Annotated in this window: 12 protein-coding genes and 1 tRNA gene; 7 read left to right on the forward strand and 6 right to left on the reverse strand. The window is 69.6% G+C overall.

Annotated elements, in window-relative coordinates:
* Positions 1-62: 62 nt before the first annotated feature.
* The 3 genes from HKD39_RS14825 to HKD39_RS14835 all read right to left on the reverse strand — a co-directional run bounded on the left by HKD39_RS14825 (position 63) and on the right by HKD39_RS14835 (position 3,291).
* A tRNA-Ser gene (locus HKD39_RS14825) sits at positions 63-150 on the reverse strand.
* Complete coding sequence (locus HKD39_RS14830; RefSeq protein ID WP_171200667.1) at positions 112-1,179, reverse strand: sensor domain-containing diguanylate cyclase; 1,068 nt, start codon at positions 1,177-1,179, stop codon at positions 112-114. Before HKD39_RS14830 ends, HKD39_RS14825 begins: the two co-directional genes overlap by 39 nt.
* A gap of 21 nt (positions 1,180-1,200) precedes the next feature.
* The gene (locus tag HKD39_RS14835; protein ID WP_171200668.1) at positions 1,201-3,291 is read right to left on the reverse strand and encodes an acetoacetate--CoA ligase; all 2,091 of its coding nucleotides are present in this window, start codon (positions 3,289-3,291) and stop codon (positions 1,201-1,203) included.
* Positions 3,292-3,468: 177 nt separating this feature from the next.
* On the opposite strand from HKD39_RS14835, the gene HKD39_RS14840 reads away from it, so the two are divergent.
* Complete coding sequence (locus HKD39_RS14840) at positions 3,469-4,602, forward strand: histidinol-phosphate transaminase (RefSeq protein ID WP_171200669.1); 1,134 nt, start codon at positions 3,469-3,471, stop codon at positions 4,600-4,602.
* Positions 4,603-4,780: 178 nt separating this feature from the next.
* Here HKD39_RS14840 and HKD39_RS14845 read toward each other — a convergent pair whose 3' ends face one another.
* The gene (locus HKD39_RS14845) at positions 4,781-5,611 is read right to left on the reverse strand and encodes a hypothetical protein (RefSeq protein WP_171200670.1); all 831 of its coding nucleotides are present in this window, start codon (positions 5,609-5,611) and stop codon (positions 4,781-4,783) included.
* A 515-nt stretch (positions 5,612-6,126) separates the two neighbouring features.
* On the opposite strand from HKD39_RS14845, the gene HKD39_RS14850 reads away from it, so the two are divergent.
* Genes HKD39_RS14850 through mnhG form a run of 6 tightly spaced genes read left to right on the forward strand, consistent with a single transcriptional unit; the run spans position 6,127 to position 12,961 of the window.
* Positions 6,127-9,108, forward strand: coding sequence for a Na+/H+ antiporter subunit A (locus HKD39_RS14850; RefSeq protein WP_171200671.1), 2,982 nt, complete (start codon positions 6,127-6,129; stop codon positions 9,106-9,108).
* Positions 9,105-9,620 carry a Na(+)/H(+) antiporter subunit C gene (locus HKD39_RS14855; RefSeq protein ID WP_171200672.1) on the forward strand — a complete coding sequence of 172 codons (516 nt, stop codon included), beginning with the start codon at positions 9,105-9,107 and terminating at the stop codon, positions 9,618-9,620. The genes HKD39_RS14850 and HKD39_RS14855 overlap by 4 nt, the downstream gene beginning before the upstream one ends.
* The gene (locus HKD39_RS14860; RefSeq protein ID WP_171200673.1) at positions 9,620-11,440 is read left to right on the forward strand and encodes a Na+/H+ antiporter subunit D; all 1,821 of its coding nucleotides are present in this window, start codon (positions 9,620-9,622) and stop codon (positions 11,438-11,440) included. Before HKD39_RS14855 ends, HKD39_RS14860 begins: the two co-directional genes overlap by 1 nt.
* Positions 11,437-12,075, forward strand: a complete 639-nt coding sequence (locus HKD39_RS14865) for a Na+/H+ antiporter subunit E (RefSeq protein WP_171200674.1) — start codon at positions 11,437-11,439, stop codon at positions 12,073-12,075. The genes HKD39_RS14860 and HKD39_RS14865 overlap by 4 nt, the downstream gene beginning before the upstream one ends.
* Positions 12,072-12,437 (forward strand): MrpF/PhaF family protein, encoded by a 366-nt coding sequence (locus tag HKD39_RS19740; RefSeq protein ID WP_212754592.1) that lies wholly within the window; start codon positions 12,072-12,074, stop codon positions 12,435-12,437. The genes HKD39_RS14865 and HKD39_RS19740 overlap by 4 nt, the downstream gene beginning before the upstream one ends.
* Positions 12,434-12,961: a monovalent cation/H(+) antiporter subunit G gene (gene mnhG, locus HKD39_RS18940; RefSeq protein WP_212754593.1), complete on the forward strand. Its 528-nt coding sequence runs from the start codon at positions 12,434-12,436 to the stop codon at positions 12,959-12,961. The genes HKD39_RS19740 and mnhG overlap by 4 nt, the downstream gene beginning before the upstream one ends.
* Positions 12,962-13,015: 54 nt before the next feature.
* Here the strand turns inward: mnhG and HKD39_RS14880 are convergent, their stop codons facing one another.
* A complete protein-coding gene (locus HKD39_RS14880) occupies positions 13,016-14,425 on the reverse strand; it encodes an MDR family MFS transporter (RefSeq protein WP_171200747.1) in 1,410 nt (469 codons plus the stop codon).
* A 143-nt stretch (positions 14,426-14,568) separates the two neighbouring features.
* Entirely contained in the window at positions 14,569-18,696 is a 4,128-nt protein-coding gene (locus HKD39_RS14885; protein WP_212754594.1) for a GH92 family glycosyl hydrolase, read from the reverse strand.
* Positions 18,697-18,754: the final 58 nt, after the last annotated feature.

Raw genomic sequence — 18,754 nt, forward strand, 5'->3', positions numbered from 1 at the left:
GTACGTGCCCCGCGCAGCTGAATTGACCACGAGGCCGCTCAGCTGCGCAGCGATGGAGAGCGCGGAAGCGGAGGGATTTGAACCCTCGGTGCCCTTAACAGGCACAACACATTAGCAGTGTGTCCCAATCGGCCGCTCTGGCACGCTTCCATCGGCGCCCGCGCCACGGGCACCGGTTGATGAGGCTACCCGTCGCCCACGCGCTGACGCAAAGCGCCCGTGCGCCGCCACCGGATGCCGGCGCCGCTTGTCGGCGTACATACCGTCGTCGGCTGCCCGCATCGCGGCCTGGTACGACACCGTGCTGTTCAGTTCGCTGCCGCCGATCGACGCGGCGACACCCGCACGTTGCAGCGCCGCCCGCAGCGCGCCCATCACCTGCTGCAGCTGCCACCGATCGGCCAGCGGCAGCAGCACGCCGAACTCGTCACCGCCGAGCCGGGCGACCTGGTCGCCGGGCCGAACGGCGGAGCGCAGGGCCTGGCTGGCGGTCCGCAGATGGTCGTCACCGGCGGCGTGCCCGTCGGAATCGTTGACCGCCTTGAGGTGATCCAGGTCCACCACCAGGATCCCGGCCACGCTACCGAGCTCACGCACCCGCTGCTGCTCGGATCGGCACGCTATCTCCCAAGACCGGCGGTTCAGCAGGCCGGTCAACGAGTCGGTGTCGGCCTGCAGCCGCACCGACTCAAGGTCGCGCTCCACCTGCTGCCTGCGCGACTCGGAACGGAGCACCTCGGACAGCAGATCGCCGAGCACCGCCAGCTCCGCGCGATGCTGCAGCAACTCCGGGCGCACCTGGCGATCCAGCGCACACAGGGTGCCGAGCAGCGAACCGTCGTCGCCGGTCAGCGGCATCCCGACGTAGCTGGCCAGCCCTGGATTGAATTGGGCGGCCCGGCCGGCGTAACCGCGCACCGCATGCAGATCGGGAGCGATCCGCGGCGCGCCCTCCTCCCACATCACCTGGCACAGCGTCTGCGACCACGGGACGGCCTCGCCTGGCCGCATGCCCAACGGGTTCTTGGTGACATGCCGGTGCACCTGCTGGGTGTCGACCACCCGCGACACCCCCCAGAACTCCAGCGGCATCGTCTGTTTCAGGTACACAAGGACCCGGCGCGCGGCTCTGTCGAAGGCGGACTCCACCTCGGGCAGCGGCGGCGGGGAATCGGGCATTCGATCAGTCTTCCGGCCGGCTCAGGCGTCTCGCCGGATGGCAGCGAGGAACCCGTCGAAGCCGTCGGGATCGGCCAGCGCATCCCTGGACACCGCCCGCTGGACATCCATCCCTGCCAGGATCCGCTTCACCGGCACCTCCACTTTCTTGCCGTTGAGGGTGCGCGGGATCACCGGCACCGCGATCACCCGGTTCGGGACGTGCCGCGGCGACAGCTCGCTGCGGATCGCCGCCCGCAGCTGTGCCGTAACCTGCTCGAGCTGGGCGTCGTCGGAGAGCACGACGAACAACAGCAGATCCCCTTCTCCGGACGCGCCGGTGGTGTCGATCACCAGCGAGTCGGTCACCCCTGGTTGGGTCTCCACCACCCGATAGAACTCGGCGGTGCCCATCCGCACCCCGCCGCGGTTGAGGGTGGCGTCCGAGCGGCCCTCGATGATGCACGAGCCGCGCTCGGTGATCCTGATCCAGTCGCCGTGCCGCCACACCCCGTCGAACACATTGAAGTAAGCCTCGTGCAGCCTGCTGCCGTCGGGGTCGCCCCAGAACGACACCGGCATGGACGGCATCGGCTCGGTGATCACCAGTTCGCCCACCTCATCGATCACCGGGCGGCCGTGCTCGTCGTAGGCCTGGACCTTGGCGCCGAGCATCCGGCAGGAGATCTCGCCGAGCCACACCGGGACGGTCGGCGCTGCGCCGACCACCGCGGTGCACAGATCGGTACCGCCGGACACCGAACAGATCTGGACGTGATCGCCGATCTCGGCGGCGATCCACCTGAACCCGTCGGTGGTGAGCGGCGACCCGGTCGACCCCAGGGCCGCCATCGCGGTCAGGTCCAGCTCGGCGGCCGGCGTCAAACCCTTTGCGCGGCAGGCGGAAATGAACGGAGCCGAGGTACCGAAGTAGGTGACCCGATGGCGTTCCGCCAGCCGCCACAGCGCCATCATGTCCGGGTAGCCCGGGTTGCCGTCGTACAGCACGATGGTGGATCCGACCAGCAGCCCACCGACCAGAAAGTTCCACATCATCCACCCGGTGGTGGTGAACCAGAAGAACCGGTCGCCAGGTCCGATGTCGCACTGCAGCCGCAGAGTCTTCAGGTGCTCCAACAGGATTCCGCCCACCGACTGCACAATCGGCTTGGGCAGACCGGTGGTTCCCGACGAGTACAGCACCCAGAGCGGATCACTGAAATCCCTTGCCACATAGTCGATATGGTCGGCGGCTGCGGACTCGTCGGCGAATGAATCCCAGCTGATCGCTCCGTCGGGCAGCGGGTCGCCGAGCACGTCGACGATGACGGTCTGCCGCAGCCCGGCGATGGCTGCGCGGGTCTGCTTGACGGTGTCGGCGGTGCGGAACTCCTTGCCCCCGTAGCGATATCCGTCCACCGCGAGAAAGACAGTAGGCTCGATCTGGGCGAACCGGTCGATCACCGAGCCAGGGCCGAAGTCCGGTGAACACGACGACCACACGGCGCCGCTGGCAGCGGTGGCCAGGAACGCGACCAACGCGTGGATCCCGTTGGGCAGCAACGCCGCCACCCTATCCCCCGGCCGCACCCCGGCGCGCCGCAAACCGGCCTGGGCCGCGGCGACCATCCGGGTCAGTTCGCCGTAGCTGATCGACCGGTCCGCGGACCCGGGCCGCCCGGTTCCGGACTCACCGGTTGCCGAGTCCGCCGAGTCGCCGGCTGCGGGTTCGGCGGCGACGATGACGGCAACGTCATCGGCCCTGCGCCCGTCGGCCAGGCTCAGCGCGTGCTCGGCGTAGTTCAGCCGGCCGCCGGGAAACCAGTCGGCCCGCTCGGCCCCGTCCCCGCGCACCAGAACCTGGCTGGGCCGCTGCGCCCAGCGCACCCCGAAGTAGTCGGCGACGGCACCCCAGAACTCGCTGAGTTCGGTGGTCGAGTACTCCCAGAGCTGGGAGTACCCGTCGGCTCCGTCAGCGAAATCACGGCCCACCCGCTCGGCGAGATAGCCGGAGAAATCGCTGATCGCGGCGCGGGCCGCCCGCTCCGGCGTCGGCCGCCACAACACCTCAGGCGGCCCTGCCGCCGCTTTCTCGGCGGCAGCGTTGAACACGGGTCGGCCGGCGTTGGTCATGCCCAAAGTTTTACGCCACGGCCTGACGGGACTGCCAGCTCCCCTCGCCGCGCGCGTCGCCGCCCGCACTCGCCACCCGACTGCCAGCACCGCCGCCGGCCGGCCGCCGGCAGCCCCGGGCGCCGAACCGCCGCGCGGCAGCCGATAGCCTCGGTGCACATCCGGAGGAGGTCAACGGTGTCCGTCCAACTGCGCTCAGCGCTCGCCGAGCTGCCCGCATACGCACCGGGCCGCAACGTGCCCGGCGCCATCAAGCTCGCGTCCAATGAGCTCAGCTTTCCGCCGCTGCCTGCGGTGGCCGACGCCATCGCCGGTGCCGTCGCCGACAGCTCCGCCACCGCGCAGTCGGGCGTCAACCGATACCCGGACAACGGCGCCGCCGCGCTGTTGCAGAAGCTGTCGGAGGCGACCGGAGTCCCGACCGGCAACCTGATCGCCGGGTGCGGCTCTGTGGCCCTGTGCCAGCAGCTGGTGCAGATCGTCGCCGGCGCGGAAGATGCACTGCCGCAACCGGATTCACCGGATCCGCAGCTGCCGGAGGTCGTCTTCGGCTGGCGTTCGTTCGAGGCCTACCCGATCGTTACCCAGATCGCCGGGGCCACCCCGGTGCGGGTTCCGCTGACCGCCGACCACCAGCTCGACCTCGACGCGATGGCGCAGGCCGTGACGCCGGCCACCAGGCTGATTTTCTTGTGCAGCCCCAACAATCCCACCGGCACGGCGCTGTCCGCGCCGGCCGTCGAGGCGTTTCTGGACAGCGTGCCGTCGGACGTTCTCGTGGTGCTCGACGAGGCCTACCGCGAGTTCAACCGCGCCGACAACGTGCCGGACGGCGCCGCGCTGGCCCTGGCCCGGCCCAACGTGGTGGCACTGCGCACGCTGTCGAAGGCGTACGGGCTGGCGGGGCTGCGGGTGGGCTACGCCATCGCCGCGCCGGACGTGATCGCTGCGCTCTCCAAGGTGGCGATCCCGTTCGCGCTCAACACGTTGGCGCAAGCTGCCGCGGTGGCCGCCCTCGGTCAGTGCGACGAGCTGCAGCCACGCTGGGACGAGGTGGTGGCCGAGCGCAAGCGGGTCACCGATGCGTTGCTGGCGCAGGGTTATCAGGTGCCCCCGTCGCAGGCGAACTTCGTGTGGCTGCCGCTGGAGGACGACTCGGCCCGCTTCTCCGCTCATTGCGAGCAGGCCGGTGTCACCGTCAGGGGCTTCTCCCATGCCAACGGCGGCGGCGTGCGGGTGACGATCGGCCGGCCGGACGAGAACGACGCTTTCCTCACTGCCGCCGCCAGTTTCGACCGCAAGGAACGCTGAGACCGGCACCGGCAAAGTATCGGCAAACTCCCCGGCGGGGGGATCCGGCGCCCGACTGCGGCGTCCTAAGGTCGTACCCGGGGCGGGTGAAGAGCTCGGTGCCAACCGGTTGTCGACAGTGGGGCCAGGGGGGCCCGGGGCGGGCAGTCGACACCGGTTGGCACCGAACAACTTCCGATCAGTGATCGCCCGGCGCCTTGCCGCCGTCCGGCCGCTCCGGCGGCGTCTGCACCGCGATCGTCTTCAGATCACCGGAAATCGTGACGCGCACCCGGGTCGCGGCATCGCCGCTGCCTTTGCTGCCGAAGCCGACATAGCTGCCGTCGTCCACCTTGACAACGCGCTGCAGGGTGACAGCGGAGTCCTTGGACTTGACCGCCGCGGTGATCTTGCTGAGTTGGTCGCCGGTGACGTCGGTGCCGCGCTCGGCACCTGGACCCCTGCCGTGGCCGCCGGGCCCACCTGGACCACCCGGACCGCCAAGGCCGCCGGAGCCGCGGCTGCGAACGGTGACGGTCGCCAGGTCCTTCGACACGTCGACCAGCACCGGCTCGCCGGCCTTGGTGCCCGCCGCCCGGAACGACCCGTCGGCCAGTTTGGTGACTCCCGCGACGGTGACGGCACCGTCCTTGGCCTTGACCGCAGCGACCACCTTGTCCACCTCGGCGCCGGTGAGCGCCGTCGTCGACAACTCCTTGCCGGGCTTGGGCGCGTCCGGCGCATCCGGTGCGGCTGCGCCGCCGGATTCGGCGCCGGACGAGCCCGATGAGGAGGACGGCCCGGACGAACTGCCGGTCGAACTGCCGGACGAACTGCCGGTGCCGTCGCCGCTGCCGGCCGAGTCCGACGTGCCCGCCGCGGCGAGCTGGACCGTAGCCGCGGCGGGTTCAGCGACGGCGACCCCTGGCACGGTCCCGGCGGCCGCACCCGCCGTGCCGACGACGATGACAGCGGCGCCGGCCGCTGCGGCCGCCGCCCGAATGTTCTTCAACTTCTTGTTCCATGGCATGTGCCGGTAACCCTTTCGTTTGAGGCCCTGACCTGCGACGCCGGCCGGGGCAGCTGCATGTGGGTCGAGTCTGTGGCGACCAGCTGTGCGCGGCGGTCTGCCAGCTGTCAACGAGCTGTGAGTCCTGTCGTCGGCGCGCCGGTGGGAGGTCACAATGGTGCTGGTGAGTGCACAGGCCGGCGATTGGAGCCGCTTCGGCGACGCGCTCGGGGCGCGCCCCGGGTTGTGTCGCGACTGCGCGCACGCGTTGCTCCGGCCCACTCGCAGGGGCACCGTCTATCTGCGTTGTGCCGCAGCCGATTCGGAAGCGTTCAGCCCTCCGCTACCCCGCTACCCGGCACTGCCGGTACTGAGCTGCGCCGGCTTCCGGTCGGTGGGCTGATCGCCGAGGCGGCGCCGGGCCGCGCTGATCGCCCCGTCCCACCCCTAAAATGATCACCGTGCTCGACCCCACCCCGCCGCGTGCGGAGACGGAGCTATCCCGTGCCAATGGCGTCAGCTGATCGAGAGCGCTGATGGTTCTCGCGCTGATCGCCCTGCACTTCGTGGCGGCCCTGCTCACGCCGCTGCTGCTGAGCCGGCTCGGAGCCCGCGGCTTCTACGTGGTGGCGTTGGTGCCGTTGCTCGGCATGGTCTATCTGCTCACCCTCACCGGCAGGGTCGCCGCCGGCGAGCGGATCACCGAGTCGGTGAACTGGATTCCGGCGCTCGATGTGCGCATCTCGGTGTCCATCGGGGTGCTGCAGTGGGTGCTCGGCATGCTGGTCTGCGGCATCGGCGCTGTGGTGCTGTTCTACTGCCGTTGGTACTTCGGCGGCGACCCGCCGCGCCGTACCGGTGCCGTCCTTGTCGCGTTCGCCGGGGCCATGCTCGGGTTGGTCACCAGCGACGACCTGATGGTGATGTACGTCTTCTGGGAGTTGACGACGGTCTTCTCCTACCTGTTGGTCGGGCACCGGCCGACCAAGTCGGCCAACAGGTCTGCGGCGATGACGGCGCTGATCGTCACCACCGCCGGCGGCCTGGCGATGTTGGTCGGCATCGTGATGCTCAGGGTGCAGACCGGGTCGTTCAGCGTCTCGGCGCTGTTGGCGGATCCGCCGTCCGGCACCGTTACCACCGTTGCGGTGCTGTTGATGGTGGTCGGTGCGCTCACCAAGTCGGCGCAGGTGCCGTTCCACTTCTGGCTGCCGGGCGCGATGGCGGCACCGACGCCGGTGTCGGCCTACCTGCACGCCGCCGCCATGGTGAAGGCCGGCGTTTACCTGGTGGCGTTGCTGGCCCCGGCTTTCGCCGATACTCCCGGCTGGCGGCCGATTCTGCTCGGTCTCGGCGTGCTGACCATGCTGCTCGGCGGCTACCGCTCGTTGCGGCAGTACGACATCAAACTGCTGCTGGCCTACGGCACCGTCAGCCAGCTCGGGTTCTTGATGGTGCTGGTCGGCATGGGCAGCAAGGCCGCTGCGCTGGCCGGGCTGGCGATGACTATCGCGCACGCACTGTTCAAGGCCGCGCTGTTCATGGTGGTCGGCATCGTCGACCACAACGCCGGAACCCGCGACCTGCGGGCCCTCAGCGGCGTCGGGCGGCAGCTCCCGTGGGTGTGCGCCGCCGCCGTTGTGGCCGGGATGTCGATGGCCGGCCTGCCGCCGTTGCTCGGTTTCATCAGCAAGGAGTCGGCCTTCGTCGCGGCCACCGACTTTGTCGGCGATCACGGTTCCACCCCACCCGCCGCTGCCGTGTTGATCGTGATCGGCCTGTTGGTCGGTTCGGCGCTGACGTTCGCCTATACGCTGCGGTTTCTGTGGGGCGCGTTCGCCGACAAGTCTTCCGATGCAGTGTTTTTGGCCAAGGCTGTCCCGCCGGCGACCACCTGCCGCCCGGTGCACCGCGGGTTCGTCGCGGCCCCGCTGCTGCTGGCGGCGCTCAGCCTGATCGGCGGTTTCGCCGGCGGCCCGCTGACCAAGCTGCTCACCCCCTACGTCGAATCGTTCCGGTTCGGCGAGGAGCCGGAGAGTCTGGCGCTCTGGCACGGATTCACTGTGCCGCTTGGTCTTTCGGTGCTGGCCTGGATCGGCGGCGCCACGCTGTTCGCCCGCCGCGACCGGGTGGCACGGGTGCAGGCGACGTTCCCGCGGGTGTGGGACGCCGAGCTGGTCTACCACCGGGTGATGCGCGGCGTCGACCGGGCGGCGGTGGAGACCACCGGTCGCACCCAGCGCGGCTCGCTGCCGGTCTACCTGGGTTCGATCTTGTTGGTTGTGGTGTTGGTACCCGGCTCGGCAATGCTGATGGCGCCGAGTTGGCCCGCGGTCCGCTGGTTCGACACCCCGACGCAGCTGGTGGTCGGCGCGGTGATCGTGCTGGCCGCGTTCCTCACGGCGACCTCGCGGGGCCGGCTGAAGGCCGTACTCCTGTTGGGCGTCACCGGATACGGGGTGGCTTTTCTGTTCCTGCTGCACGGCGCCCCCGACCTGGCACTCACCCAGGCGCTGGTGGAGACCGTCACACTGATCGTGTTCGTCCTGGTGCTGCGGACGCTGCCGAAGTACTTCACCAGGCGCCCGCTGCGGTCCAACCGCTGGTGGCGGCTGGCGATCGCGGTGGCGGTGGCGGTGGTGGCCTGCGGCATTGCTGTGCTGTCCGCCGGCGCCAGGGTCAGCGAGCCGATCTCGCAGGCGTACAGCAGGTTTGCCTACGAGTTCGGGTACGGCAAGAACATCGTGAACGTGATCCTGGTCGACGCCAGGGCCTGGGACACCATCGGCGAGGTGTCGGTGCTGGTGGTGGCCGCCACCGGCGTGGCCAGCCTGATCTTCCTGAATCGCCGCTACAGCAACGATGTGGCCCCGACCAATCGCGGACACCGGCACGAGCGCGCCGTCGCGGTGGCCAGCGGCCGGCGCCAGCTGGTGTGGCTGCGCGGCGGGCAGAGCCTGTCGCCGTCCAGCCGGTCGATCGTTTTCGAGGTGATGACCAGGCTGCTGTTCCCGACGATGATCCTCGTCTCGCTGTTCTTCTTGTTCAGCGGGCACAACCGGCCGGGCGGCGGCTTCGCCGGTGGTCTGGTGGCCGGGCTGGCGCTGATGATCCGGTATCTGGCCGGCGGCCGGAACGAACTCGACGACGCCGCCCCGGTCGAGGCCGGCAAGGTGCTCGGCGCCGGTCTGGTGGTGGCCTGCGTGAGCGCGCTGGCCCCGATCGCCTTCGGCGGCAGGGTGTTGCAGAGCTACGCCTTCGAGCCCGACCTCGGGCTGCTGGGCACCGCCCGGCTGCCGTGGGGCGACCTCGCGCTGCTGGGTGATCCCAAGTTCGTGACGTCGCTGTTCTTCGACATCGGGGTGTATCTGATCGTCATCGGGGTGATGTTGGACATCGCCCGCAGCCTCGGTTCGGCGATCGACCGGCAGGCCGAGCAGTCGCTCACCCCGAGGCCGCTCGACCCGTCCACCGCGACGGCCGCGATGGCCGATGCCACGCAGGGGCGGGACACATGACGGCGAACCTGACCCTGGTGATCATCGCCGGCGTGCTGATCGCCGCCGGCGTCTACCTGACGCTGGAACGGCTGCTGACCCGCATTCTTGTTGGCGTCGTGCTGATCTCCAACGGCGTCAACGTGCTGTTCCTGGTGGCGTCCGGCAATGCAGGTGGGCCGGCCTTCATCGGATCGACCCCGCCGGGCGACATGAGCGACCCGCTGCCGCAGGCCATGGTGCTCACCGCCATCGTCATCACCCTCGGGGTGACGGCATTCTTACTTGCGTTGGCCTACCGCAGTTTTCAGCTGAACGGGCACGACGAGGTGGTGGACGACGTCGAGGACGCGTTGATCCGGGATCTGGCCGAGGCCGACCGGGTGTCGGAGTCGTTCGACGCCTCAGATCACCCTGACGACTCCACACCGGACGAAGAGGGCCTGGACTTCGACCGGCCGGAACGCGAACCACGCCCGGACGACGATCTGCACGATCGCACCCCGGAGAGCGCCGAGGAGGCCGACAGCTGATGGAGAACCTGCTGACCCTTCCGGTGCTGCTGCCGCTGTTCGGCGCGGCGCTGACACTGGCGTTCGACAAGCTGCCAAGGGTGCAGCGCTGGGTGTCCGGTGCGGTGCAGGTGGCGGTGGTAGCGGTCGCCGTCACCCTGGTGTTCCTGGTCGATTCCCGCGGCACCCAGGTGCTGTGGGTGGGCAACTGGCCACAGCCCCTCGGCATCACGCTGGTGGCAGATCACTTGTCCGCCTTGATGTTGCTGGTGTCGACGGTGGTCACCGCGACGGTGTTCTTCTACTCGATGGGGCAGGATCTGGACACCAGACAGCGGGAGACCCCGGTGTCGGTGTTCCACCCGACCTTCCTGGTGCTGTCCGCCGGTGTCAGCGATGCGTTCCTGGCCGGCGACCTGTTCAACCTGTTCGTCGGGTTCGAGATCCTGCTGTTCGCCTCGTACGTGCTCATCACCATCGGCGCCACCCGCGACCGGGTGCGGTCGGGAACCACCTATGTGGTGGTCGGGGTGCTGTCGTCGTCGCTGTTCCTCACCGCCATCGCCGCGGTGTACGCCGCCACCGGAACGGTGAACCTCGCGCAGCTGTCGGTGCGGCTGTCCGAGCTGTCGCCGGGGGTCAGCCTGATGCTGCAACTGTTGCTGCTGACGGTTTTTGCGGTGAAGGCCGCGGTTTTCCCGTTGTCGGCGTGGCTGCCCGATTCTTACCCAACAGCACCGGCCCCGGTGACGGCGGTGTTCGCCGGCCTGCTCACCAAGGTCGGGGTGTACTCGATCATCCGCACCCAGACCCTGCTGTTCCCGAACAATCCGCTGTCCGCCCTGTTGATGTGGGCCGCGCTGCTCACCATGGTGATCGGCATTCTGGGGGCGGTGGCGCAGTCGGAGATCAAGCGGATGCTCTCGTTCACCCTGGTGAGCCACATCGGCTACATGATCTTTGGGGTGTCGCTGGGCACCCAGGCCGGGCTGGCCGGGGCGATCTTCTACACCGCGCACCACATCACCATCCAGACAACACTTTTCCTCGTGGTCGGGCTGATCGAGCGCCGCGGCGGCACCACTTCGCTGAACCGGCTGGGCGGCTTGGCGGCGGTGTCACCGTTGCTGGGCATCCTGTTCTTCATCCCGGCGATGAACCTGGCCGGCATCCCGCCGTTATCCGGCTTCATCGGCAAGATCGGCCTGTTCGGCGCCGGCGTCCAGGTCGGTACCCCGCTGGCCTGGCTGCTGGTGGCCGGCTCGGTGGTGACCAGCCTGCTCACGCTGTACGCCATGGCCAAGGTATGGAACCGCGCGTTCTGGCGGGACGTGCCGGAACAGTTGTCGGATCAGCCTTCCGGGCTGACGGTGTCCCGCCGGCACGGCGCCAGGCGTGGCACCCAGCCCACCGACGGCCGCGGCGCCGCTCACCCCGAAGTGCCTGCGGCCGCCGAGCCGACACCGGGCGGCACCGGGGCATCGCCGACCCGGCCGAGTGCGGCCACCGGCACCCGCCCCGACCCTTCCGAGCTCTGGGAGGAAGCCAACGATTCCGCCGACGGCGGCGTGCTGGAACCGTCAAGAGTGCCGCGGCCGATGGCCGCCACCGCCGGGGTGCTGGTGGTGCTTGGCATCGGGCTGACGGTGATTGCCGGTCCGCTGTACGGCTATTGCGAGCGTGCCGCGGCCGAGCTGTCCTCGCCGGGCAACTATGTGGGTGCGGTGCTGGGCGACGGTGCGCTGCTCGACGGGCCCGTCGGCTGGAACGGCACCCACGGCGATGCCGGTGACGGCGCCGGCGGCGCTGACAGCACCGACAACCAGGGCGGTGCCGGGTGAGCGAGCCGACCAGCGCCCAGCTGCCCTTCACCGAAGGGCACGACAGCGTGCCGCCGGAGCCGACCCGACGACACCGCTGGCGGCAGGACCGGCGGCCGCCGGTGCTGATGCTGGTGTCGTGTGCGGTGGTGTGGTGCCTGTTGTGGGGGCAGTTCTCCATCGCCAACGCCGTCGGCGGATTCGTGCTGGGAGTGTTGGTGTGGCTGGTGTTTCCGCTGCCGCGGCTGGCGCTGCGCGGCCGGATCAGGCCGCTCGGGTTGCTGCAGCTGCTTGGCAAGCTCGCTGTCGAGTTGATGACCTCAAGCGTGCACGTGCTGTACCTGGTGCTGCGCCCCGGCCCACCGCCGCGCAGCGTGATTCTGGCTGTGCACCTGCGCTCCCGCTCCGACCTGTACCTGACGCTGACCTGCGAGTTGGTGTCGTTGATTCCCGGCAGTCTGGTGCTGGAGGCGCGCCGCAACACCGGCACCGTCTACATTCACGTGCTCGGCGTCGACAGCCCGAAAGGCATTGCGGCGGCCCGTCGTTCGGTGCTGGACGCCGAAGAGATGGTGATCCGGGCGTTCGGGCATCGCAACGAGGTGGCCGCGCTGCGCCGCAACCAGCCCGTACCGACCTGGGAGGAGATCCCGTGACCGGGGTGGTGCTCACCGTCGGCGGCATCGCGATGCTCGGCATCGCCGCCGTGCTCAGCGTGATCCGAATCGCCAAGGGGCCAAGCACATTGGACCGAGTGGCCGGCTCGGACGTATTGGTGGCCGTCATGATCACCGGCATGGCCATCGTCGCGGCCGTCACCAGAACCGGCTACGCGCTGCCGGTGATCCTGGTGCTGGCGCTGCTCGGCTTCGCCACCTCGCTGGCCACCGCACGGCTGGTCTCCGCGCGCGACCGCGCCGATCCGTGGGCCGACGTGGACTCCTCCGCCGGGCGAGCGCTCGACGATCCGGGGCCGCCGGGGCATCTCGGCGAGATGAACGCGGGGAGGCCACGATGACGACCGCATTGGACATCGCCGGCACCGTGCTGCTGTTGCTCGGCGCTTTCCTGGCACTCGGTGCGGCGATCGGCCTGATCCGGATGCCGGACGTACTCGACCGGATGCACGCCGCGTCCAAGCCGCAGAGTCTTGGAATCCTTTTGGTACTCCTGGGTTTGGGGCTGTACCTGCGGGAGCCCGCCGCCATCGGGATGCTGGTGCTGATCGCCGTGCTGCAGGTGCTCACCGCACCGGTGGCCGCGCACATCGTCTCCCGCACCGCGTACCGCACCCGCCAGCAGCGCAGCGATCTGGTGGTGGTCGACGAACTGGCCCGTGATCTGGCCAAGGCCGGTTACGAACTCTCCGAGCGGGCCGGCCCGGTCCCGCATGCCAGCCCGGACGAGACCGACGTCGGCGACGAGAGCGACGACGACGAGCTGGCCGACCCGGACCGCGCCGACGGCGACACCGCAGGCATCGGCGATCCCGGCCACGACGACGCCGGTTTCGATCCGCCGGCGACCATCGGCAAGACCTGAGCCGGGAATCGGGCCGCTCGCTCCTGCATGGTGTACTGCCGCACGCGGCTGCGGTCAGGACGGTTGGTCGTGACCGCGGGCAGCGGTGCGGTCGTGCTCACCGCCGCCGCGCCGGTCCCGCGGCATCAGCAACACCGCGGCAACGGCGAGCACCGCGGCCACCGTTGCGCCCAGAAACACCGTCCTGGCAGCGGTGCTGATCTGCTCGGCACTGAACATGCCGGGTTGAATGCCGGAGGCGCCCACCGGCACCGACAGCGCGGCGTTGGCCAGCGCACCGGACATGGCGGCGCCGAGTGCACTGCCGATCGACCGGGCGAACATGTTGGCGCCGGTCGCGACGCCGCGGCGCTCCCACGGCACCGCGGATTGCAGCGCCACCATGGTCGGCGGCACCAGCAGGCCCATGCCGACGCCGGTGACGAAGCACGACACCGCCACCTGCCAGATGGAGCTGCCGGCGCCGAGCAGCAGCAATGACGCGGCGCCGGCGGCGGCGATGCCGGCACCGATCAGTGCGGTGGAGCGGAAGCCGATCTTCAGGTACAGCCGGCCGGCGTTGGTGGCGGCCAGCGGCCAGCCCATGGTCAGTGCCGCCAGCGCCAGCCCGGCCACCAGTGCCGAGGTGTGCAGCGCCGACTGGCCGTACAGCGGGATGTAGGTGGTGAGCGAGATCAGCACGATGCCGACCAGCAGGCCGACAAGGTTGGCACTGCGCTGAGTCCGGTCGCTGAGCACCCAGCCGGGCAACATCGGTTCTGCCGCATGCCTTTCCACCCAGATGGCGGCCAGCAACGCCACCAGCGCGCCGCCGAGGACGACACCGCTCTGCCATGACGTCCAGCTCCACCTGGTGCCGCCCTCCAACAGGCCGAGCACCAGCAGCGCACTGCCGATGGCCAACAGGGCGGCGCCCGCATAGTCGATGCGGTGCGGCTTGCGGGTCACCTTCTCGGTGAACCGGCGGATCAGCACAACAGCGGCGGCGGCACCGAGCGGGACGTTGATCCAGAAGATCCACCGCCAGCCGAGATGATCGGCGAACACCCCGCCGAGCGTCGGTCCGACCACCGACGCCGCCGCCCACACCCCGGCCAGGTAGCCCTGCACCTTGGCGCGTTCGGCCACCGTGTAGATGTCACCGATGATCGTCATCCCGATCGGCTGCACCGCGCCGGCGCCAAGGCCCTGAATAGCTCGGAAAACAATGAGAACGGTCATGTTCCAGGCCGAACCGCACAGGATCGAGCCGAGCACGAACATGGCGACGCCGAACAGCATCACCTTCTTGCGGCCGACCAGGTCGGCGATCTTGCCGTAGATCGGTACCGCAACCGCCTGGCTGAGCAGGTACACCGAGAACAACCACGGGAACTGGGTGAATCCACCGAGATCTCCGACGATGGCGTTGACGGCGGTGGCCAGGATGGTGGCGTCGATGGCGACCAGCGCGGTGCTGAGCATCACCGACAGCAGGATCGGCCCGCGTTCGGAGCGCAGGCCGATGGCGGCGCGCGAGATCGGCTGGTCGCTCACCGCCGGTCCCGCTTCACCCTGCCATCCTGGCAGAGCCGTTCGCCGCCGCTGCCGCCGCGGTGCCCGCGGAACTACCGCACCGTCAGCGCACCGACTGCGGTGGTGGCGCTGAGCTGCCCGAACGCGGTGCTGGTCAGGTAGCCGTTGGCACCGGCCGGCACCGGCACGGAAGCGGAGATCGTCCCGGTGGACGATGCGGTCGCCGTCACCGTCCTGGCTCCGGCAATGTCGATCTTCACCAGCACCGTCTCACCGGGGACAAAGCCGGACCCGGTCACCGTGACGGCGCTTCCTGCGCTGGCGGCACCGGCTCGTGCCCCGAGATCCTCGGCGGCAGAAGCGTTGCCGCGCAGCGCAATGCGCGGCAACGCCCGGGCGGAGGCATCGGTAACGGTGACGGGCACCGTGACGCTGCGGCGCACCCCGTCGGCATCGAGCACGGTGACGGTTGCGGTGTAGGCACCGGCTGCGGCGTAGGTGTGCGTGCCCACCACCCGGTAGTTGCCGTCGGCGGCGGATTGCACCTCGGCGGCGGTGGCAGCGGTGTCGTCACCCCAGTCGACGGTTGCCGAGTAGCCGGCGCCGTCAGCACCGGAGTTACCACCGGTGATACTCGCGACGTCGGCGGTCAGCTCGCTGCCGGCGACCCCGGCGAGCTGCTGCGCCCCGGTGACGGTGAGCGGCGGTAGCGGTCGGCTGAGGGTGACGTCGTCGATCCAGCCGCGCAGGTAGCCGTCCTGCTTGCCGGCGGTGGCGGTCTTGTCGCCGGTGCCGAAGCGCAGCGTGACGGCGGAGATCGTCTTGCCGGCCGCCGCTTGGGGAATGCTCGCCTGCACCACCGTCCATTCGTCGGTGGGCAGCACCGCGCCCTGCGCCTGCGGTGTCAGCGCCGCGCCGTTGGACGCCTCGACGCCGGTGTCGGACAGCCTGGTGCCGTCGGTGAACAGCAGGTCGACGCTGACGTACTGGCTGAGGTTCTGCAGGTAGTCGCCGAACGGGCCGCCCTGTTGCTGTGGCTGCACCGCGTAGCTGAAGGTGTCGCCGGCCTGCACCACCTGACCGGTCTGAGTGCCGGACAGCAGCACGTTCTCGGCGTGGTTACCCGGCTGCACGGCCCGCGCCGAATAGATGGTCGCCCAGCCGCCGGTGTGCCCGAAGCCGCCCTGGGCCTTGGACTCGGTGCCGCCGATGCCGCAGCAGTACTCGGCGAACCCGACCGAGTCGCGGCGTTGGTTCGGCGTCGGCTGCGGTTGCTCCGGTTCAAAGCTGGTCTGCAGCAGGGTCTTTGCGGCCTTGGCCACCACGACGGTGAGGGTGGCGCTGCCCAGTTTCTCGGTGCCGGCCGACCAGCTGACGGTGACCGGGTAGCTGCCGGGCGCGACATCGTCGTCCACCCTGACCTGGATCGGCACCTCGGCGCTGCCGGTGGCGCCGACCACGACCGACCCGCCGGCCCGCTCCGGGACCAGGCCATCCGGCGCCTCGACGGTGAAGCTCAGCGAGCGCGGCGCGCTGCGGCTGGTGTTCAACCGGTAGACCTGCAGGGTGACCGGCCGGGACAGCCCGCCCGGGACAGCCGTGGTGGTGGGGCTGGAAAGGCTTGCGGTGAAAGGCGTTTCCCCGAACCGCTGTGAGGGCGGGGCATCGGTGGTTGCGGTGCCGCGCTTGGTGTTGGCAGTGCCGGAGACCTGCACGTCGAGCGCGACGTTGCCCTTCAGCGCCGCGGCCGGCAGGAAGTTCTTGCTGCTCGCCGCACCGTTGACGCTCAGCGCTGAGATGTACTGCCGGTCCATCGCGGCATCCGGCGCGGTGATGCTGAGCGTCTTACCGTTGGCCCGCTGCACGGTGATGGACGGGAACAGCGGGGCGGCGAAGGTCAGGTCGGCACGCGACGGGTTCTGCGGGTACAGCCCCATCGCGGCGAACACCAACCAGGAGCTCATCTGGCCGAGGTCATCGTTGCCGGGAATGCCGTCGGGGCCGCCAGGCACTCCGTCCTTGGTGTCGATCCATAGCTGTTTGATGGTCTGCCGGATGGTCTCCTGGGTCTTCCACGGCGCGCCGGTGTAGTTGTACAGCCAGGCCGCGCCGATGGACGGCTCGTTGTCCATGTTGGCGTGGGTGGTGCCGTCCCACGGTCCGATCAGCACCCAGTTGCCGTCGGCGTCCTTGAAGAAGCCGTCCAACCGCTGATTGGCCCGCTTCGGGCCGCCGAGCGCGTCGATCAGCCCGGCCGGGTTGTGCTGCACCATCCACAGGTATTGCGCGCCGGTGCCTTCCACGAACCCGGACGAGGATCCTGGGTCGAATCCCGACACCCAGGCACCGTTGGCGAGCCGGCTCTGCACGTAGCCGGCGCGATTGCCGTCGGCGTCGGTCACCGCGGCCGGGTTGAACTGCTGCTGCCAGGCCTGCGATCTGGTGGAGAACTCCCGGTAGGCGCTGCCGTCGCCGAGGTACTGGGCCAGGCCGGCGAGTCCGGCGTCGGCGGCGGCCATCTCAAGGGTTTCGTTCGGGCAGCCCCAGGCGTTGCAGCCCTCAGGGTAGAACCCGTACTTCAAGAACTGATCGAGGGACGGCCGCTGGCCGATCACCGCGACGTTCCAACCGGCTCGGGAAAGATCCTGCGCCGTCGGCACTCTCGCGGCCTTGGCAAGTGAGTCGAAGGCCCGCTGCACCGGGTAGGTGGTTCCGCCGAAGGCGGTGATGCCGGCCAGCGCAACCGCCGACGGATCACCCACCATCACATGGGTGCCGCCGGTGTTGTGGGTCCAGCGATCCCACACGCCGCCGTTCTGCTCGGCCTGATTCAGCAGGGACGCGGCGATGTCGCTGCCGCGCTGCGGGTCGAGCAGGGTCAGCAGCTGCACCTGGCTGCGGTAGACGTCCCAACCGGAAAACGTTGCGTACTGCGCATTCTGCGACTTGGGCAACTGATGCGGCTTGCCGTCGAAGCCCGGGTACTGCCGGTTCACGTCGCTGATCAGGTTCGGGTGCAGCAGCGCGTGATACAGCGCGGTATAGAAGGCGGTCAGTTCGTCGTCGGTACCACCGCCGATCGCGATACGGCCGAGCTCGGCGTTCCAGTCGGCGCGGGTCTCAGCGGCAACGGTGTCGACGCTGCCCGCCGGGTTCTCCGCGGCCAGATTCGCGCCGGCGTTCGCCGCCGACACATAGCTGATGCCGACGCGCGCGTTCACCGTCGCCCCTGGGGCGAACATCACGTAGCCGCCGGATCCCTTGCCGGCCGGGGCATATCCGTCGGCGGCCGACCCGTCGGGGTTGAGCCCGCCGATGTAGCCGGTGCCGCCGCTCGCGCTTGTCGACCCCGAGCTGACGGCGGCGTCCTTCCAGGTGCCGACCGTGCTGAAGGCCTGGTCGAACGCGATGGTGAAGTACAGCGTGTAGTAGCTGCGCTGCAGAATCTTGTCGCCGGTGTACGGGCCGCAGAAGTTGCCGCTGGTCACCGAGCCGCTGACGGTTCTGGCCGCAGGGTCGATGGTGACGGTGGCCGCGCTGGATCCGCTGAGCGAATCGGAGCTGCGGATCAGCAGACCGGCCTTGCCGCCGTCCGGGAACGCGAAACGGGCGCTGCCGGTGCGGGCGGTGGCGGCCAGCTGGGCGTCGACACCGGAGTCCAGCTTGACCCGATAGCTGCCGGGCGTTGCGGTCTCGTTGGCGTGGCTAAAGGTGCTTTGGTAGCGCGGGGTTCCGGTGGTGCCGGTGTCCGCGGCGTTGGGCGATGCTGTCACATCGGTGGTGATCGGCATGATCGGGATGTCGGCCGATGCACCGTTGCAGCCCGCGCCGGAGATGTGGGTCAGGCTGAACCCGTTGATGGTGTTGGTGTTGTACTGATAGCCACTGGGTGACGCCGGCCGTAGCGTGCCGCGGCCGGCGTTGGCTCCGGAAGTTGGTCCGTAATAACGGGTTTGCGTCGGCGAGAAGCTGAACATGCCGAACGGCGCAACGGCGCCGGGAAAGGTGTTGCCGGCGTTGGCGGTGCCGACCAGCGGGTCGACGTACTGCGCCGGATCGGTGACGGCGGTGGCGCTGCGGGCGGGCTGTACACCCGCCGACACCGCACCTGACGACACCGCATCTGACAACACCGCACCGGCCGTCAGCGCTGCACCGGCCGTCGGCGCTGCACCGGCCGTCGGCACGAACGCCACCGCCAGCGCGGCACCGACGCCCACGGCGAGGCTGCGACGGATAGCTCTGGCATGGACCGGACGGGGAGCAAGACGCATGGGT

Source organism: Nakamurella aerolata (assembly GCF_013002705.1).
In the GTDB taxonomy this organism is placed as follows: Bacteria; Actinomycetota; Actinomycetes; order Mycobacteriales; family Nakamurellaceae; genus Nakamurella; species Nakamurella aerolata.

Excerpts from the sequence above, each read along its gene's own strand:
- HKD39_RS14845 (WP_171200670.1), bottom strand. The coding sequence starts at position 5,611 with ATGCCATGGAACAAGAAGTTGAAGAACATTCGGGCGGCGGCCGCAGCG.
- HKD39_RS14860 (WP_171200673.1), top strand. The coding sequence starts at position 9,620 with ATGGAGAACCTGCTGACCCTTCCGGTGCTGCTGCCGCTGTTCGGCGCG.
- HKD39_RS14850 (WP_171200671.1), top strand. The coding sequence starts at position 6,127 with ATGGTTCTCGCGCTGATCGCCCTGCACTTCGTGGCGGCCCTGCTCACG.
- HKD39_RS14830 (WP_171200667.1), bottom strand. The coding sequence starts at position 1,179 with ATGCCCGATTCCCCGCCGCCGCTGCCCGAGGTGGAGTCCGCCTTCGAC.
- HKD39_RS14880 (WP_171200747.1), bottom strand. The coding sequence starts at position 14,425 with ATGCTCAGCACCGCGCTGGTCGCCATCGACGCCACCATCCTGGCCACC.
- HKD39_RS14835 (WP_171200668.1), bottom strand. The coding sequence starts at position 3,291 with ATGACCAACGCCGGCCGACCCGTGTTCAACGCTGCCGCCGAGAAAGCG.
- mnhG (WP_212754593.1), top strand. The coding sequence starts at position 12,434 with ATGACGACCGCATTGGACATCGCCGGCACCGTGCTGCTGTTGCTCGGC.
- HKD39_RS14855 (WP_171200672.1), top strand. The coding sequence starts at position 9,105 with ATGACGGCGAACCTGACCCTGGTGATCATCGCCGGCGTGCTGATCGCC.